General features: G+C 57.1%; 14 protein-coding genes and 1 pseudogene. 4 read left to right on the plus strand and 11 right to left on the minus strand.

What is annotated here, in order from left to right; genetic code table 11:
- Positions 1 to 9: 9 nt before the first annotated feature.
- Both ACTJKQ_RS15265 and ACTJKQ_RS15270 read left to right on the plus strand, forming a co-directional pair.
- Positions 10 to 496: pseudogene (locus ACTJKQ_RS15265) on the plus strand (IS66 family transposase); the annotation flags it as partial.
- A 251-nt stretch (positions 497 to 747) separates the two neighbouring features.
- Positions 748 to 1,449, plus strand: a complete 702-nt coding sequence (locus ACTJKQ_RS15270) for a Crp/Fnr family transcriptional regulator (RefSeq protein ID WP_260669133.1) — start codon at positions 748 to 750, stop codon at positions 1,447 to 1,449.
- A gap of 317 nt (positions 1,450 to 1,766) precedes the next feature.
- Here ACTJKQ_RS15270 and ACTJKQ_RS15275 read toward each other — a convergent pair whose 3' ends face one another.
- From ACTJKQ_RS15275 to ACTJKQ_RS15305, 7 genes are all read right to left on the minus strand, one after another.
- Entirely contained in the window at positions 1,767 to 2,360 is a 594-nt protein-coding gene (locus ACTJKQ_RS15275) for an imm11 family protein (RefSeq protein ID WP_260669132.1), read from the minus strand.
- Positions 2,361 to 3,072: 712 nt separating this feature from the next.
- Positions 3,073 to 4,065 carry an ADP-ribosylglycohydrolase family protein gene (locus tag ACTJKQ_RS15280; protein WP_260669153.1) on the minus strand — a complete coding sequence of 331 codons (993 nt, stop codon included), beginning with the start codon at positions 4,063 to 4,065 and terminating at the stop codon, positions 3,073 to 3,075.
- A gap of 76 nt (positions 4,066 to 4,141) precedes the next feature.
- Positions 4,142 to 4,765 (minus strand): tyrosine-type recombinase/integrase, encoded by a 624-nt coding sequence (locus ACTJKQ_RS15285; protein ID WP_260669152.1) that lies wholly within the window; start codon positions 4,763 to 4,765, stop codon positions 4,142 to 4,144.
- 704 nt (positions 4,766 to 5,469) lie between these two features.
- A complete protein-coding gene (locus ACTJKQ_RS15290) occupies positions 5,470 to 6,735 on the minus strand; it encodes a hypothetical protein (protein WP_440597341.1) in 1,266 nt (421 codons plus the stop codon).
- 104 nt (positions 6,736 to 6,839) lie between these two features.
- Complete coding sequence (locus ACTJKQ_RS15295) at positions 6,840 to 8,963, minus strand: hypothetical protein (RefSeq protein WP_440597342.1); 2,124 nt, start codon at positions 8,961 to 8,963, stop codon at positions 6,840 to 6,842.
- On the minus strand, positions 8,960 to 9,688 hold the full coding sequence (locus tag ACTJKQ_RS15300; protein ID WP_440597343.1) for a hypothetical protein: 729 nt from the start codon (positions 9,686 to 9,688) through the stop codon (positions 8,960 to 8,962). Before ACTJKQ_RS15300 ends, ACTJKQ_RS15295 begins: the two co-directional genes overlap by 4 nt.
- A 476-nt stretch (positions 9,689 to 10,164) precedes the next feature.
- Complete coding sequence (locus ACTJKQ_RS15305) at positions 10,165 to 10,458, minus strand: DNA-binding protein (protein WP_440597344.1); 294 nt, start codon at positions 10,456 to 10,458, stop codon at positions 10,165 to 10,167.
- A gap of 84 nt (positions 10,459 to 10,542) precedes the next feature.
- On the opposite strand from ACTJKQ_RS15305, the gene ACTJKQ_RS15310 reads away from it, so the two are divergent.
- Together ACTJKQ_RS15310 and ACTJKQ_RS15315 are read left to right on the plus strand one after the other, a co-directional pair.
- Entirely contained in the window at positions 10,543 to 10,938 is a 396-nt protein-coding gene (locus tag ACTJKQ_RS15310; RefSeq protein WP_056637541.1) for a helix-turn-helix domain-containing protein, read from the plus strand.
- A 651-nt stretch (positions 10,939 to 11,589) separates the two neighbouring features.
- Positions 11,590 to 13,293 carry a TnsD family Tn7-like transposition protein gene (locus ACTJKQ_RS15315; protein ID WP_440597345.1) on the plus strand — a complete coding sequence of 568 codons (1,704 nt, stop codon included), beginning with the start codon at positions 11,590 to 11,592 and terminating at the stop codon, positions 13,291 to 13,293.
- Positions 13,294 to 13,638: 345 nt separating this feature from the next.
- On the opposite strand, the gene ACTJKQ_RS15320 is transcribed toward ACTJKQ_RS15315, so the two are convergent.
- The 4 genes from ACTJKQ_RS15320 to ACTJKQ_RS15335 form a co-directional block, all read right to left on the minus strand.
- Complete coding sequence (locus ACTJKQ_RS15320) at positions 13,639 to 14,595, minus strand: TniQ family protein (RefSeq protein WP_440597346.1); 957 nt, start codon at positions 14,593 to 14,595, stop codon at positions 13,639 to 13,641.
- Positions 14,592 to 14,885, minus strand: coding sequence for a helix-turn-helix domain-containing protein (locus ACTJKQ_RS15325; protein ID WP_440597347.1), 294 nt, complete (start codon positions 14,883 to 14,885; stop codon positions 14,592 to 14,594). The genes ACTJKQ_RS15320 and ACTJKQ_RS15325 overlap by 4 nt, the downstream gene beginning before the upstream one ends.
- Before the next feature lie 370 nt (positions 14,886 to 15,255).
- The gene (locus ACTJKQ_RS15330; RefSeq protein WP_440597348.1) at positions 15,256 to 15,411 is read right to left on the minus strand and encodes a hypothetical protein; all 156 of its coding nucleotides are present in this window, start codon (positions 15,409 to 15,411) and stop codon (positions 15,256 to 15,258) included.
- A 255-nt stretch (positions 15,412 to 15,666) separates the two neighbouring features.
- Positions 15,667 to 16,407 (minus strand): SDR family oxidoreductase, encoded by a 741-nt coding sequence (locus tag ACTJKQ_RS15335; RefSeq protein ID WP_440597349.1) that lies wholly within the window; start codon positions 16,405 to 16,407, stop codon positions 15,667 to 15,669.
- Positions 16,408 to 16,446: the final 39 nt, after the last annotated feature.

Below are 16,446 nucleotides of genomic sequence, written 5' to 3' on the forward strand. Positions count from 1 at the left end.
GGCGCGGACAACCAAAGCCAGATCGCCCTGAGTGCGCTGGAGCAGATGGCCCGCATTTATGAGATCGAGCAGGAGGTCAAGGAGCTGAACGCCGAGCAGCGTCTCGCAGTCCGGCGGGAGAGAACAAAGCCACTCCTGGACGCCCTTCACGAACGGATGTCGCTGCAGCGGCGCAAGGTGCCCGACGGATCGGCCACAGCGAAGGCGCTGGACTACAGCCTCAAGCGTTGGATAGCGCTCATCCGCTTTGCAGATGATGGGCAATTCGGTTGACAACAATTGGACCGAGAACCAGATCAGGCCCATCGCCATTGGCAGAAGCAACTGGCTGTTCGCTGGCAGCTTGCGCGCGGGCCAGCGGGCGGCAGCGGCGATGAGCCTGATCCAGTCAGCGCGCATGAACGGGCACGACCCGTATGTCTACCTGCGCGACGTGATGGCACGCCTGCCCATGCAGCGCGCCAGTCAGATCGGTGAGCTGCTGCCACACCGCTAGCAGCGAATCCAGGCCATCTCACTTTAGATTTGGCCGACGGTGAGTTTCACCGTCAGAGGTCTCATACGCAAAGCCTTGGAACTGCGCCCTCCCTCAAAGCTACCAGTGTGTTTGATTTGAGTATTTGTTCGGTTCCAGACAGAACAGTCAATCGAACAGGTCTACAGTCGACAAGGGAATGCAAGACATCCTGTCTTGCGAACCTTGCGGGTTCGCTCCGAGAGGGGTTTTCTCGTGTACCAGGGCTTCCCATGGACAACGCAGAGAACCACCTCATTGAGCGTCTTCCGAAAGCGTTGCGCAAGCGTTTTCTTGCGCTGTGTACCCGGTTCGAGCTGGTGGCATTGTCCGACCTGATCGAGCATGGGGCGCCACTGAGCCACGCGTACTTTCCACGTTCCGGCTTCATTGCGCTGGTGATTGACATCGAGACGCACCCGCCGTTGGCGGTGGGCATGATCGGACCCGAGTCCATGCTAGGGGCGGAATTGGTGCTCGGAGTGGCCAAGACGCCCTGGAGAGCCGTGGTGCAAGGCGCTGGCAATTGCTGGCGCCTGGAAGCGCATGTGTTGCGCAAGACCATAGCCACCATGCCCGAGCTGCGAGAACTGGTGCAAGGCTCTTTGATGGTCCGCCTGCATCAGCAATCACTTGCCACAGCCTGCCAGCGCTTTCACACGATAAGCGAGCGGCTGGCGCGCTGGTTGCTCATGAGCCAGGATCGCTCCCACGCCGACCGGTTTCATGTGACCCAGGACTTCATCGCGCAGATGCTGGGCGTACGGCGCGTGGGAGTGAGCGGGGCAGCCAGCGAATTCCAGCGGCGTGGACTGATTGAATATCACCGCGGTGAGCTCACTGTGCTCGATCGGCTGGGTCTGCAGCAAGCAGCGTGCAACTGCTACGCGGCGGACAAGCGACTGCTCAATGAGTTGATGCCTTCGGGTTCTTGAGGGGCCAAGTTCAGCATTGCAGGCCGCGATAGATTTGGCGAACTGGCGCTGAGGCCGACCAACGCGAGCCATGGGATGGCCGCGCGCTTACGGATGACTGCAGCCACCTTGATACCTGTCATTGATGCCGCCGTGCTGATGGGTGAGCCGATGACAGCTTCGCGCAATGCACTGTGAACCCAGCTCCCGTGCACGACCGACGGCAAGCGCTGCACTATCGACGTTCAACTACGCTCGACGAAGGGCAGCAACGGGCCCTGAAGAGACATTTGATGCGCTCCAAAGCGGGCGTTCGCCGCCAGTCTTAGAGCGCGAAATCACTCACCTATGCGCGTCGGAAACAACTCGGGATCGATAGTCTGAAGCCCGACCATTCCGGTGTTCATGAGCACGTCGGCGAGTTCATCACTGACAGCAAAGCGTTCAATCTCGGCCAAATAGGCAAGCGGCGCGTCACCAATAGCGCCCTCCTTGAGCACAAGATCTTCAATGTCCTCTGCCATACCGAATTCCTCGTCGTAGAACCCGATGACTGAGCGCTCGCGGTCGACGGCACTCTTCAAAATTCTCTGGACATTGAGCGCAAAGTAGCGCCCTACCAGCCGTTCCGAGCCATAGCGTACTTGAAGGGGCAGGTACTCGCACTCGCATTGAAACTCCCTGAATACGTTCACGAGCCGGGCGGAGGCAATCCGGAATTGGACTGTGGACATGAAGTCAGTGAGGCCTCGCGGCCGCTCACGGTCGTCTTCGATATCTACCCGAATCACCGGCCAAGTTGCCGCGTAGGATTTGCCCATGTTCAAGTGGAACCTTTCGTGGCTGTCCCACAGCCGATGAAGGTCCGCGAGATTTGGAGAGGCAATCGGCGTCGGCGTATCTCTAGAAAGGTCGAAGCTGAGAAGTTTCATGATGTCTCTGCGAAGCGATACAGCACTCATACGCGTGCCGCCAAACGGCCTTCAGCGGGCTGGCACGAACTTCCGCTCCTGGCCGAATTCGGCCCCGCAGGAGGGGCGGTAGGGGCCATAGCTTTCAATGCGTCTCGCTCTCTAAAGCGGGCCATGATCCTATATCTGCTTGCAAGCCTAGGTCGCAAGCCATTTTCAGGGGAAATGAGTGCAAAGTTCATCGCGCACAGTTCAGACTGTCCCGCAGGTTCGGCAGGCTAAATTTCGTTGGAGCGTATGGGAGCCGCTAACAACAACTCTGTGCGCCGCCGCGTACGACTGTGGGCAGTATCAGCGGTCATAGTCGACCTGCTTGTATTGGTCGGCTTGATTTCTATCGGACAGATAACCGATTCGCAAGCAAGATCATGGGTCTCTGTTTGGGTTATGTTGCACGAGCCAGCACTAACCTTCGCGGCGGCAGTTCTTCCAGGCCTGCAGGAAGCTCACGGTCATCTCTCGCTCACCTCGTATCTAGCCTTCGGAGTCCTCGCTTTAGGCCAAACCGTCGGCATTGGCGGCCTCCTTGGGTGGATCTATTTATCTTCACGGAAGCGAGGCGCATCCTAAAAGGTCAGCCATGTGGGCACGTCAGTGCGAACAGGGTCCTGCCTCATCTTCAAAAGTTGAGCGTCCGCATTTATCTGCCACCAATGGCAGCTTCTGACCGAAATCAGTCCCAGGCCGCAACTAGACGCTCGAGCATTGGCTCCACGAGCTGCTTGCCATGCAACTGCTCGCGCCATCGCAGCGGAATTGCTTGCTCGCCATAGATCAGCCCAGCCCAACCGCCCGCAACACAAGCCGTGGTGTCAGTGTCATTGCCGAAGCTGATCGCGCACCGGACGCAGTCCTCAAAGTTGCGAGTGCGCAGAACCGCTGCTACTGACGACCACAGGCAGTCCACTACGTATCCGCTCCCATTTGGCGCGTCTAGCCGACCATCCAATACGATCCGAAGCTCGTTTCGTTCCGCGTCTACCGTCGTTGTTTCAAGATACTCCTGAGCTTGGTCAAGCGCTTCCACGAACGGCAGACCTGCGAGTAACCGCGCAGATGTGATCGTTGCTAGGGAGCAGGCGAGCAGAGATCTTGTGTGCCCATGAGTGGGAAGACTTTGGCGTCGCGCGCGATCTACGAGAACACGGTCGTCCGCTGCGGGGACCAGGGCCGCGGGATGCACCCTCATGAGCGACCCGTTCCCGTTGTTACGCTCTTCATAGGGGCCGCTCTGGCTTGGAGGAACGCCTCGCGCTAGCCTGGCCAAGGCCTCCTGAGTCTGGATACCAATATCGAACACTTGGCCATCGGGAGTCAGTTCACCTGCCGAATACCAAGCCTGCAGCCCTGCAGCAAATCGTTCTTCAAGGCCAGTCTCCCCATCGAGAAGAACCTTCAGGAGATGAAGAGCTTGAGCCCCATCGTCGCTCCACGTTCCTGCTGGTACGCCAGCATGAGCACGGTGAAACCAGGGCGGCGGTGCCATTTCAATCAAACAGGTCTCAGGCAAATCTATCGCAGAGGAGAATTCGTAAGGCACTCCCAACGCGTCGCCGATGAGCAGACCATACATAGCCCCGCGAAGACGCGATTTCTTTGAGACGGATGCGGTGCTGATCACTTTGGATTTCTGAGAGCGGGTCGTTGATGCGGGTATTTTGCCCATGTACGCCTATCCACACTCCAAAGCTTCGGGGTGGCCCTCCCTCCTGCAATTTCCGACTTAAGTGGTACCCGATGCCTCATATCTCTGTCTGCTCGGACAGCTCCAGGGCGTCATCCACTTCAATTCCTAGATAGCGGACAGTTGACTCGAGTTTTGAGTGCCCGAGCAATAGCTGCACCGCCCGAAGGTTCTTTGTTCGTCGGTAGATGAGCGTCGCTTTCGTGCGCCGAATTGAGTGGGTTCCATACTCTGTCGGGTCGAGACCAAGCTGGTCCACCCAGTGCCCGAGAATTCGCGCGTACTGGCGAGTTCCCAGATGAGGAGACTTGTGCAGTCGGCTGGGAAACAGGAAATCTTCTGACCTTAGTCCAGCAAGCTCAATCCATTTTTGCAGCGCTTCACGGGTGACTGCTGTGATTTCGAATTGAACTGGGCGCTGGGTCTTGTGTTGCATGACCAGCGCTCGCGAAGCGACCTTATCGCCATGGCAGACATCGCGGACCCTAAGGGCCACCAAGTCACATCCCCGCAGCTTGCTGTCGATGCCGAGATTGAACAGCGCCAATTCCCGCACGCGATTCTCCATCTGCAGCCTCACTCGTAGTGCCCAGATATCTTTGGGCTTAAACGGAGCTTTCTGACCAACGATCTTGCCCTTATTCCAGGGCTCACGGCGTACAGCGTCAGTACTGGATTCCATGATGGTCTCCCACTGAGTTGAGGGATCAAGGACGATGCGCCTTTCGAGCGACGTTGTCTATGGTTAACCCGCGCCGACGGTGTCAGATCATCATCTAGAAACGCGGTGCTGGCTTGACGATGAATGTCCGCTCTCGCTACGAGCGGACAGTTGTCAATGGTGGGACGAGCGGCTGCTCTCAGCCTGAAGCAGCCCATCCAACTCTCCCATAGCTTGGTGATTTGACAAAAAAGCGCCTCAACTGAGGCGCTTGGAACCCAACGGTACAGGGTGCACTGAACCCTTACAGGTTCTATGTACCGGTCACAGGTTTTATTTTTACGATCAAAATGACTCCGATAAATAAAGTGCGTCGAGATCATCGCTCATAAGCTATTGATTTTTCGACGCTTGCGCATTGCGCGAAAGTTCGTCGGAGATTCCCAAACAGAAGGAAGACCTCGCGTCATCGCAAATATAGTCCGTCGGAAGTTCAAGACAGATCCGAGACGCCGCGCACGCGAAGCTGCTCAGTACAAATTCAAGACTGACCACAGCGCCAAATTTTTCCCGATCTGAAGAACGCTAGCGGCTCCGAGCCCGCCCCTACACAGGACTGCCCGATGCCAGTTGCCGCCTGTCGGCGATAGCCACACGAAGCGACTGAGCAGGCCTTTCGAGAAGGACTCCTAGGCTGCCCAGCAAAGTGCTCAGGATATGTGAGACTAGGTCTTTGCAGACGGATCTTTTGCCAGCGACGCCAAGAAATCTTGAGCCGCCTCCTGCATGCCCTCGAGCGTGCGAGGTTTACGCCTCTTTGGCATCTTGATGACTTGCGCTGGCGATGCTCGCGAGGGCTCGGCGGCATTCTCAATGTTCTCGATAGCCTCTCGTTCTTGTCGGTTCATAGACGCTTTCACAGTGGCGATTGCCACCTTCTCAGCACGTGCCTCGCGGAGCTTTTCTGAATACGTGCTGATGGCGGCCTGGATCTCGGGACCATCGAATGGGCACCGTAAACCTCGCTTGAGCTTGCCTCCCTGCCCAGCATTTGAAATCAAGGCGTTTATGTCGGCACGCGCAACACTAAAAGATGCAGAGGCGAAAGCTCGGCGCACGTGTGACCAGGAAATCTGCGAGTCTCCCCCATGCCGAGATATACGGTAGCTGGTCACGAGGAGGCTGACGAGCTCGCGCTTTAGGCCAGCGCTGAGATTCCAGAGTTCAACTTGATAGGTCAACAACTCAAAGTCCAGCACCTCCGCTAACACGACCTGGTACTCCGCCAAAAGATTTACCCAATCTAAGGAATCGGGCGGATCGGGCATCATGATCACAGGGTCATGGATAAGACGTTGCGTCGCCTCGGGATCGCGTTCACACAGCTTCCACCCCAAAGAGTAATTTCCGATCACGAACCAAGGAACCTGGAGGTCCGCGAGACTCAGCAAGGTGCGAGTTATCAGTGTTGCGGCAGACGCTGATTGCGCCATAAACTGCGTTTCATCCGCACCGAGGAGACACGCACCGCTGAGGCGGATGACGCGGGCGCACTCTTTAACCGCCCCGCCCTTACCGTCCATGTCACCGATGCCCAAGACTTCTTCAATCAAGCTCTTCACGACGGCAGAGGGGCCGGTCTTCCTACCGATATTGCCGTCGACGAAATCGATCAGGGGCACAGCAGGATGTGCCGCATCTATCTGAACCAGTCTGCGTCCTGAAAGCACCCTTCGGAGCACGATTCGAAGGCGTGACTTTCCGACCCCAGCCAGTCCCGTCAGGAACATCGGCGTAACAAAGTCCTCAATCGTTGCTCCGTGGTACGCAAATTTCAGTACAGCATGTGGATCCTTGTAGATATCCACGGCATGAGCCCTTGCTCTTTGGATCAGGGTTTTCGCGATTGCCTCCACCTGAGCAGTTACCAGAACTACCTCTTCCATTCCTTCCCGAATTGCCTTACATGCTGCTTCAACGTCCAACGTCATATGGGACTGCAAAGGTCTGCCTCGGCTCTCGCCTCGAGATTTGATAACTCCAGGCTTGAGGGCTTCTTCGTACCGCCCAGCCCAGATTGATGGATCAATCTTGGTCACGCTACCTTGCGCCCCACAGCACTATTTTTCGCCTCCTTGGCCTCCCGTTGGGCTACAGCACCGCCACGCTTGGGTCGGCCGACAACGCGACTTCCGGACGCCAGTTCTTCTCCGGTCTGCTCCTTGTAGTCTTGTTCGAAAAAGACCCTTGCGCCGCGCTTATGTTCAGTGTGCTCCTTGATGCGGCCTTGCATGTGCGCGTCGAACTCGACGGCTTCTTCGAGCGACATATCCATCACTTCCTTAGAAACGGGCGTCGGATACCGAACGTCTAGCTGAACGAGCCTGCCTTTCCATTCGAACCAAACATGCCGAATGCAGCAGTTCAAGACGTAGACTTTCACATCTATCTGGCGGCCTCCGCCCTTCACGGTGGAAAGAGCTTCCATAAAAGCTTCCGACTTTGAGTAGTACCTGCGTCCAGCTATCTCAAGGTAGCCGTCTTTCAGTTTCGCTGGCACAAGGTCCAGGTAGCCGCGGACTGCAGACTCGAAGTTCACCTGGACGGCGTCATTGCGCCCGACCGAGTCCATCGCGTCCCAGACCCCGTTGGGGCTAAGGCGGCTTACTCGATGCTCCAGCTCCGGATCTACCCGGCTGGCGACCTGCGTCAATTCGTTGTAGGCCAGCAGGTTGGCGAACTCACGCCGTGCGAGTGCTACGGTCGTCTGGTTGGATCGGCGAAATGAAGGAGCTTCGTCGTCGGACGGTGTCTTTGGATTGGATGTCTCCACAATGGCCTTTGACTTGCCCGAATGGGACGGCGTGAGCTGCCGAACCACGGGCAGCAGTTCCGCATCACGCGGGAGCCCTCCAGCCGTCGCACCAGGTCCTCGATCGGTGACCATGTGCGGTGAAACGCCCTTTGCTCTGTCTTTGATTTTCAGACCGAGAAGTGCCCCGAAGGCTTCCAGACCAATTGCGGCGCAGAACTGCGCCATGCGGTAAGCAGCAGCGGTTTCGCTGCCCTGGGAGAACCCGATGCCAACCTTTTTTCCGCTGGCGACATCTCGTATAGTGACTACAACTAACGCCGGAAGGTCGCTGCCTTCAATGTAGCCTTTGGGTAAGTCGAAAACACGATACCCATCTGCTTCGACACGTTGCATCAAATTCCAGGCCGATTCGGTAAAACTACCGAGAGCGGGTTTGAACTTGGACTGCGCTCGTTTCTTTCCTAGCCGCGTTTCACGCACTAGGTGTGGCCTGAAGTGCTGATTGACGTGGTAAAAGTACGCTCCAATCTGCGGAAACGCCTTTCCTTCAGGGTGATACAACTCAAACTGTTTTACATGGCCTCGGCACACGATTCGTGACTTACACCCGAAGTCCTTTGTCATCGCGTCCGTGTAGACCTGATCGTCGCTAACACCAATTCCTGCGCGACGCGGATATGACTCGATGATCATCTGCCGCATTTCCGTTGTGGTGTTGTAGCCGCCTTTGCGGCCCGGAGCACCTCGTTTCTCGTCTTGCGCATGCTCAGGCGCCATTCGGTCCCAGTGCCCAATGCGATGGATCGGATAGTGAAGCGCGTCCCTGTTTCGACCGAAGACTAGGTACACGTAAAACCACAATCTGACGCGCGTCTCATTCTGGACGGGCATCAAGCTGCGCGCATGCGCATTGATGTATTTGTCGAGGTTCTCATGGTCCAAAATCTCGGGCGCCTCAGCCACCAGCTTCGAGATGCAAAAGAGCTTGTCATCGACCCTGTCCCGATGTAACTTCGCGGCGTCTGTGCGGTGTAGGTCGATTTCCGCCAAGTCCAAGCCTTCGAGAGCATCAAGCCAGGGCGGCATTGTCTTGGCCTCTCCAGCGACGACCATCCCCCGTAGCAAGCCACTCTCCCATACGTCGCGCGGCAGATAGATGGGAATAGGCAATGGCGACGGCAAGCGAGTGACCGTCCGTCTCAGCCTTTTCTTCCTCATTCCATCTTCGCCGGCCTCATCGTTCTTGCTTTCGCCGACAACTACTTTTGCAGGGCGCTCTACAAACTCCAGTAACGTGACGATCTTCGTTTGCGGACTGCTACGCAGAAAGAAGTAAGTTGCTCCGGTTGCTAGTTCATGGAACCCCTTTGGCGCGTGGATGACAGTTCCAGAAGTGATGCTCATGTCGGCCGCCTGAACCAGTCAGCAAACACTTTTAGTACATCCTGCTGCTCGGGGAGCATCGGCTTGTCTATGAAGAAGTGACATTCAAATAGATCAAGGCGGACCTTTCGAGCCATGACACCGTGCGCTAGAAAAATTTTTTGCCGATACAGGTCAATGCCATGGGAGACTTCCACACCGTTCATCACGTCCAACGCCGACTCATACCTATCTAGGCCATCGTTGAGAGCGTCAAGGACGATTTGCTGCTGCGCAGTCGAGAGGCCGTGTTTTCGCCGCTGCCAGCTCTGTGCCCATCGCAGATTGGCAACCAAGATGCTCGGGAGCTCATCGGCCGCCACTTCAATGGTCCGAATGCCAACTTCTGCGTAGACCTGCTTTTCTACTTCGTGCCTTACTGCCTCTCTTGCCGTGGCGCGCCTCATGTTGGTCTTTACTGTCACACCCACCGCTGGAACGGTGAATTCGCCCCGCGATTGTTTGACATTGAAGTTGACGCAGTAGATTCCTCGCTCGTCCTTCAGGAATACGAGGAAATCGCCGATCCAGCAGCCGGGTGTCTCGCGCTTTTCCTTGTCGTCGGTGGTCCACGGGACGACCGGATGAAAGTGCATGTGGTGCAGATCGGCTGCTACTGCCAAAGTGCCTCGAAACCGCTTCAGTTCTATAGGGCCAGCAAGTGGGTGCCCTTCGAGCGGGTGGGCAGCCGGAACATTGGGCAACATGCGCTGCTCCTGCAAGTCCACGAGCCAGGGGCAGTAGAGCAGGACCGCAAGGACGTATCGCTCGGGCTCCGACAATGTGTGTATGTCTCGCTGCAATAGGTCAGACCATACGGTCGCGGGACTGCTCTTAGCGGGCGCCTCTTCACGGCATGCCTTGATCGAGGGTTCATAACCTGGCCCAAAGGTCGGTGTCAGTTGGCGCCTCAGGATCGTTCGATAGCGGGACTCAGTAAGCCTGTGCTTTTCCATCTACGTCACCATGCATCGGCCGCAGCCGAAAGGTTGAGTTCGGGACAAGCAACGCGATGCAATCCGGTTCCTCGAAACGGATTGACAGGAGACGCGATTTGATGGAAAGTCGAACTAAGCCGCTTTGTCAAGAACTGGCTCGCACATTCCAAACACGCCCGGTGACCTTTGGCGAGGTCTCCGGGCGTGGTGCTTTTGTCCCACGATTGTTGAGGTTGTGGGTCAGGTCATGAAGGAACTCCTCCGTGATTTAGCTGCGCAGCCTGCGACTGGGCTGAAGCCAGCGGATGCTCCTCATCGGGCGCCGGTGGCAATCTCAGCCCCAGCGCGATTGCCGCTTGATGCGCTTCCCCCCAGTTACCCTGCGACCGTCCGGCCAAGAGCGAGGCCACGACTGACGGTTTAAACCCATGAACATGGGCCCACTCCGTAATGGTTACACCGTGGCGTAGCAGCCAGGCGCGGGCCTCGGTCGGCGTTCTGAGAGATGGCATGCCGAATCGTCTCTCATATTCCAACATTTGTCAAAATTTTGTGCATATGATCGAAATTGCGACATGTGCTCAAAATTTTGATAGCATCCGTACATTCAAGGAGTACTCACAATGTTTGGCTCTCGTCTCGCTTCCGAGCGAAAACGATTGAAGCTCAGCCAAGAAGCGGTGGCCACGGTGCTCGGCACCAGCAGATCAGTCGTCGGCATGATCGAAACGGACCAGACCTCTCTCGGCGCAGAGCGACTCTTGAAGCTCGGTGCGGCTGGCTTTGACGTACTCAAGGTTCTTACCGACGAACCAGGCAAGACAGCGGCTGGTCGATTGCTGAACTGGGATTTGGCCATGAAGATTTCAGAATCAGTAGACGACTGGGCAAGAATGCGGGGCGTCAAGCTGCATCCCGAGAAGAAGGCACTGCTCGTCAAGCACTTGTACCTGCAGTTCGCGTCACGAGAGCAGATCGACGCACACCTGCTGAACGAAACTCTGCAGATGGCGGCCTGAGTTGTGAATCGCCCTCCTCCCCCTGATGTTGCGAGCGAAACTGCCATATTGCTGGATGAGGCACTGCAGGATCTGCTGCTGCATCAGCCAGATCCTCGCACTCTAGGGCTGCGTCGCCGTCAGCGTCTTGCCGGTACCACGCTGCTTATCCTTGCTAGCGGGTGCATGGTTGCGATTACAGCGCTATCTCCGCTTTCTACATCGTTACCATTTTGGAGACTAGCGCTCGGCGTCCTGGCCATCGTGCTGATGTTCCTTGGCGCTTGGTTGATAGATCACGCGGGCAAACGGGAGATGAGTGAGCGCCTTGAGGGACTCGCGGGAGAAGTTGGCGAGTCACTGAACGAACCATCTCAGGCCCTCGCCAACAGGCAGCGGCATTTTGGGATCAGTATGCTGGCTCTGGCTGCGTTCTGCGTGTGCGTCTCCGTCGCACCGCTTCCAGGCAAGGACCATCTTGACGTACTGATGTGGTCGGGTTACTCGATCATCCTACTTGCCACCGGCGCTTGGCAGATCAAAAGGGCCTCCAAAGCAGCGCTGCGTGCGCAGGAACTTGTCGCAATCGAACGCCGCAGGAAAACGTCCCAGGCCGGTAGACACATCCGTAGGATTTCGTAGTCCTGCCAACCAACTGACGGCGCGAGAACGATGCTGGCCACAATCGATCTAGGGCTACCTCAGTCCTGGTTGCCCGACGAAACGCTATTCAGCCTGTGTAGCCGGTATCACCGCGCCAGTGGACAACGACTGGCATCAACGACATGTCGATTGCTTTTTGGACATCCGAACCAGGGATGCGCCCACGACTTTCCTGCGCGGCTCAATCACTTCCTAGCAGTTTCTGGAAACGCACTCGGTAGCGTGGAGCACATCGTAGAGCACCGAACAGTCCTGCCGCTGTACCTTCGGTTCGCCAGCACAAACCAGGTCAATGCAACCCTCAATGCGGCCGCCCTGAATTCTTCAGGCAGGCTGAAGTTCCAACTCGGGCTCCTCACGAGCAGGTTTCGGGCAAACCACCCGCTCAAGGCCTGCCCCTATTGCATGGACGAGGACATGAAGGCGCACAGCACGCCGTACTGGCATCGCGAGCATCAGTTGCCAGGGGTCTGGGTGTGTCTTCGCCACGAGCGCAAGCTAGAGACATCAAACCTCAAGGCCACGGGTGTCTCAAGGTTTCACTGGGTATTGCCTTCGCCCTCCCAGTTCACTGACGCAGCGGAGCCAACCGCTATAGCCGACAGCACCGTGCGGCTTGCGCGGATGGTGGCTGATCTCGTTGGCAGATCCGACGTACGCCTCTCTACACCGATGCTGGGAGCAGCATTTCGGGCCGCGCTCGCTGAAAAAGGCTTTCTCACAGGTCCAAAGCAGCGTCTAAAACATGCCGCCGCAGGCGATGCCTACGTAGCATTCCTTGCGCCGCTGCTTAACCTCGAGCAAATGGATGGCCTTCCGTCATCAGCAGATGAAGCCTGCGCCGAAATCGCCCGGCAGATCGCTTCAGAGCGATCCGGCGTCCATCCGTTGAGACGTGTGGCTCTTGCTGCGTGGCTGTTCGACAACCTCGACCAGTTGCTTGCATGCATTGATCAGGCGACCGCGCCGAAGGCATTTGAGGTCACTAAAGACGCGACGGAGGCACCGAGTCCCGTAGATCCGCGACGTGCGCAATTCTTCAAAGTGCTGGCCACCGGTCTGTCGACCTCGGCAGCCTCAAGAGAGGCCGGTATCGACACGACAACAGGCATGGTCTGGGCTGCATCTGCCGGGTTAGCCACGCCTCGGCGCCCAAAGACGCTTAAGGGCAATGATCGGACGCAGCTTATCAAGCTGCTGCGCCAGGGATTGCCCAAGGCTGACGCGGCCACCTATAGCAAGGTCTCCATCCAGACCGTCACCACATTGCTCAGAACGGAAGTGGGTCTGCATGAGGCCTGGCGGCTTGCAGGGTTCGAGAACGCACGACTGCGTTATCGACGTACCTGGCAGCGATTCATCGCGACAAACCCGTTCTCTGGTGTCAAGGCTGCACGGATGGCTGAGCCAGCCACATACGCTTGGCTCTACCGCAACGACCGCGACTGGCTTAGCGAAAGGACTGGCGATATGGCCAAGGCAGTCCGACGCCCTCAGTCTCGCGTCGACTGGGATACCCGAGATCGAGAACTTGCCAATCTGGTCTGCGTTACTGCGCTGAGCTTGGTCGAGGTAGAGCGTGTGCTGCGCATCAAACTCCACCATCTGTATCAGCGAATCCCAGAATTGAAGGCGAAGCTGAATAGGCTGGATCGCCTGCCGCTCACGCGCGCTGCAATCTTCGATGTGATCGGGCGAAGCACCCACCTCTGACGCCATAGTCAGATACGCAGTACAAGTCGCTCCAGCCATGTGGCTGTCACACGGTCCTCCTGCGCGATGACAAGGACATGCAGACCGCTCACCATCTCGACGACGCAGTGACATAGTAGTACAGCTGCGACAGCTGATAAAGCCGTTGCTACGATCTCTCCGCAAAGAATCTCTCAAAACCACGCCACCTAGGCGAGGCTCTGCCCCGATCAATGACGGCACAGAGAGATTTCTATCATTGCTACATTGCGCCTACTGCAGCCAATTTGCCTCGCAAAAGCACCAAGCTGCCTGCGCAATTTACGCAGACCTTCAGAAAATCAGATCTCTGAGCTAAGGCGATTACTAAGATTTCATTGCGGATTTCTCATCATCCTGCCCATGTCGGACAACTCGGATAGCAATTGATCGAGCCGCGTCCTCCGCTGAATCGAAGAGCGTCGTAAGTGCCAGGGCATAGGCGAAACCCGAGCCTGGGACAACTTTGAACCTGTGAAGCCGATCAAGTGCAGGAAGACGCTTTCCAGGCTCATTCTTGCCAAGCTTTGGCAAATGGCGACCAAGCCACGCTCGTGGTGCAGAGTTCAGAACATAGTCGCTAAGCAGGGGATTCTTCCCGGAAAGGCTGTTCTTCTGATCGAGTTCTTCCAACCTCCTGGCCAAGAATCCACCGATTGATGTCAATCCGAATGGTCTTTCTCGCTCGAGAAAGATCTCATAGATATCTTGTAAGCGAGTTTGAAACTGGCGTTCTGCTTCACTAGCATCGTCATACTCAACGCGCTTGATCTCGCCCAGCTTCACCCAGTGCTGCGGAAGAAGTGAAAACGGGTCTGGATGGTTCACCCAGTGCAAAGCCTCACTGTGTAAGGGGCAGGCCTCAACACCTACAAGATTGTGGGTACGTCGAAACCAGCTATAACCCCAGTGCGACAGATCTTCTGCTACACACTTGGGGCACAGGTGCACTCTGTCTGTGTGCAGTCTCGATCCGACGAGTTTTGTGATCTCTGGCTTGACAGTAGATCCATGAAGGGCTGGCGCTGCATCCCGCTCTGCGACTCTGAGCGCAGGCAAAAGGCTGTGGCGCCTCGCGTAGTCTGAGGCGTTCATTCCCGCGATCGTGGTCACCTGCTCCAGCAAAGAGAACGCAGCCGCGCCTTCGCAGTGCTTCTCCGCGGCCCTCTCAATGAGCCGGAACCTTTGGCTCTTGGAAATTCGACCGCAGAAAAAGAATCCAATCCTCCCAGCGTGGGCAAGCACGAACTCGTGCGGCATAGGCGCCAAGAGCGGCAGATTCATTTGTTCCCCAACCTCTCCAGTTCTGCAACAACACTGCGCGCTTGCGTAAGCGCACGGTCATATGGCCCAGGCGTCTCCCCGCTGCTCCTCATCGACTTCGCAACTATGTCTAAGCATCGACTAATCACCATGGGGGAAGCGCCGAGCTGTTCCCTCTCATAGCGCGAGAGACAAGAGCGGTCGCAACCTAGCAACTTCGCAAATTCAGCCTGCGTACGTGTACCGCGCGCGGCTCGAATTAGCTCTCCTTGAGATGTGGGATATACGAACATTGTTCTACTATTACACATTGCGATCTAGCACGCAAATCAACGTGGAGGGCACGCATTACTTCTTCCAGGAAAGGCTGGAGGTGCCTACTTGTGTCGCCAAAGAGCCACCTCAGGACTACAGGACTCGGGTAGCAACGCGCCGACGCCATCTCCGAGTGCTAGCGGAATACCTGCGAAATCTCAACTGTGTCAGGAGCTCCCTACAGCAGATATCCCCCTATACATTTTTGGTGCGTTTCTTGGGCTTGGACGGCGTCTTGCATCCGGAGCACTGCCAGGAGTCTCGGCATTTCTGCTGCCTGCCAGTCTTCGAACAAGTGCTGCGCCGTACTTCCGACTGGGACGTTGTGATCACCAGTACTGGCGTCTTCAAGCTCCGTTCGAACAGCTACGCGCCCGGTTCTACCGTGACGTTGCCCATCGCATCGTCGGTGTCACAGCAAAACTCAGCCAGTTGGAGAGCGTTCCTGAGCCGCTCCAGGCTTTCGAACGGGAATTCGAATGCAACGGTGGCTACGTACAAATGATCGCGTTGCGTTTCCATGGTTGGCTATTGACGACCGCTCATGGCTGTACCGTACGTTCAATCGCTCCTTGTTCCTCGTGGATGGCAAGACAGGTATGACCGCGGCCAATGCCGAGGCGCTGGTTGAACGGCTACGCAGCCTGTAGCACTGCCAAACCGAGGTCCGAGGACTGAGGACTGCTCAAGGCTGATTGCTGTCGTTGATCAGCTGTCATTGGACATACGCAATCGGTCCAAAGCAGACATTGGTGAAGTGGGCGAACGAGCGCGGCTTTAGGCGAATCCGCCGTTTACCCGCAGCACCTGCCCATGTACCCAACCGCCGTCAGGACCCAAAAGGAACGAGACAGCGCCTGCGATGTCTGTGGGTTCACCCAGCCGCTCCAGCGGCGCCATTTTGGACAGCATCGCCACCTGCTCTTCGGTCTTGCCCTTAAAAAACAACTCGGTGGCTACCGGTCCAGGTGCCACGGCATTGACGGTAATCCCGCGCCCGCGCAGCTCGTTGGCCAGCACATGGACCAAGCCTTCCACGGCAGCCTTCGACGCGATGTATGGACCATAGCCGGGCGAGGCCTTGGCAATGACGCTGCTTGAGAGCGCCACGATGCGTCCGCCTTCGGCCAGCGTTTCCGCAGCCTTCGCCAGCACCAGGAAGGTGCCGCGGGCGTTGACCGCCATCATGGAGTCGAAATCCGCGACGTTTTCCATTCGCACCGTTGCCATACCCATGACGCCGGCACTGCAGACCACCGCATCCAGCCGGCCGAAGGCCGATTGAGCGGTTGAGAACAGGCGTTCGACATCGTCCTGCGCGGACACGTCGGCCTGAATGGCGAGGGCACGACCACCGCCGTTTACGATGGCGGTTACCACTTCCTGTGCCTTTGCCGGGTCGTGCGCATAGCCGACAGCCACGGCATGGCCGTCTTGCGCCAGCCGCAAGGCGATGTCACGGCCGATGCCGCGTGACGCACCGGTCACGATGGCGGCGCGGGTGGAGGGTGGGCTCATGGCGAACTTCTTGTAAATTTAGTTGGTTTAGGAGTGGTG

It is taken from the genome of Acidovorax sp. 22279 (assembly GCF_052045435.1).
Classification (GTDB): domain Bacteria; phylum Pseudomonadota; class Gammaproteobacteria; order Burkholderiales; family Burkholderiaceae_C; genus Acidovorax; species Acidovorax delafieldii.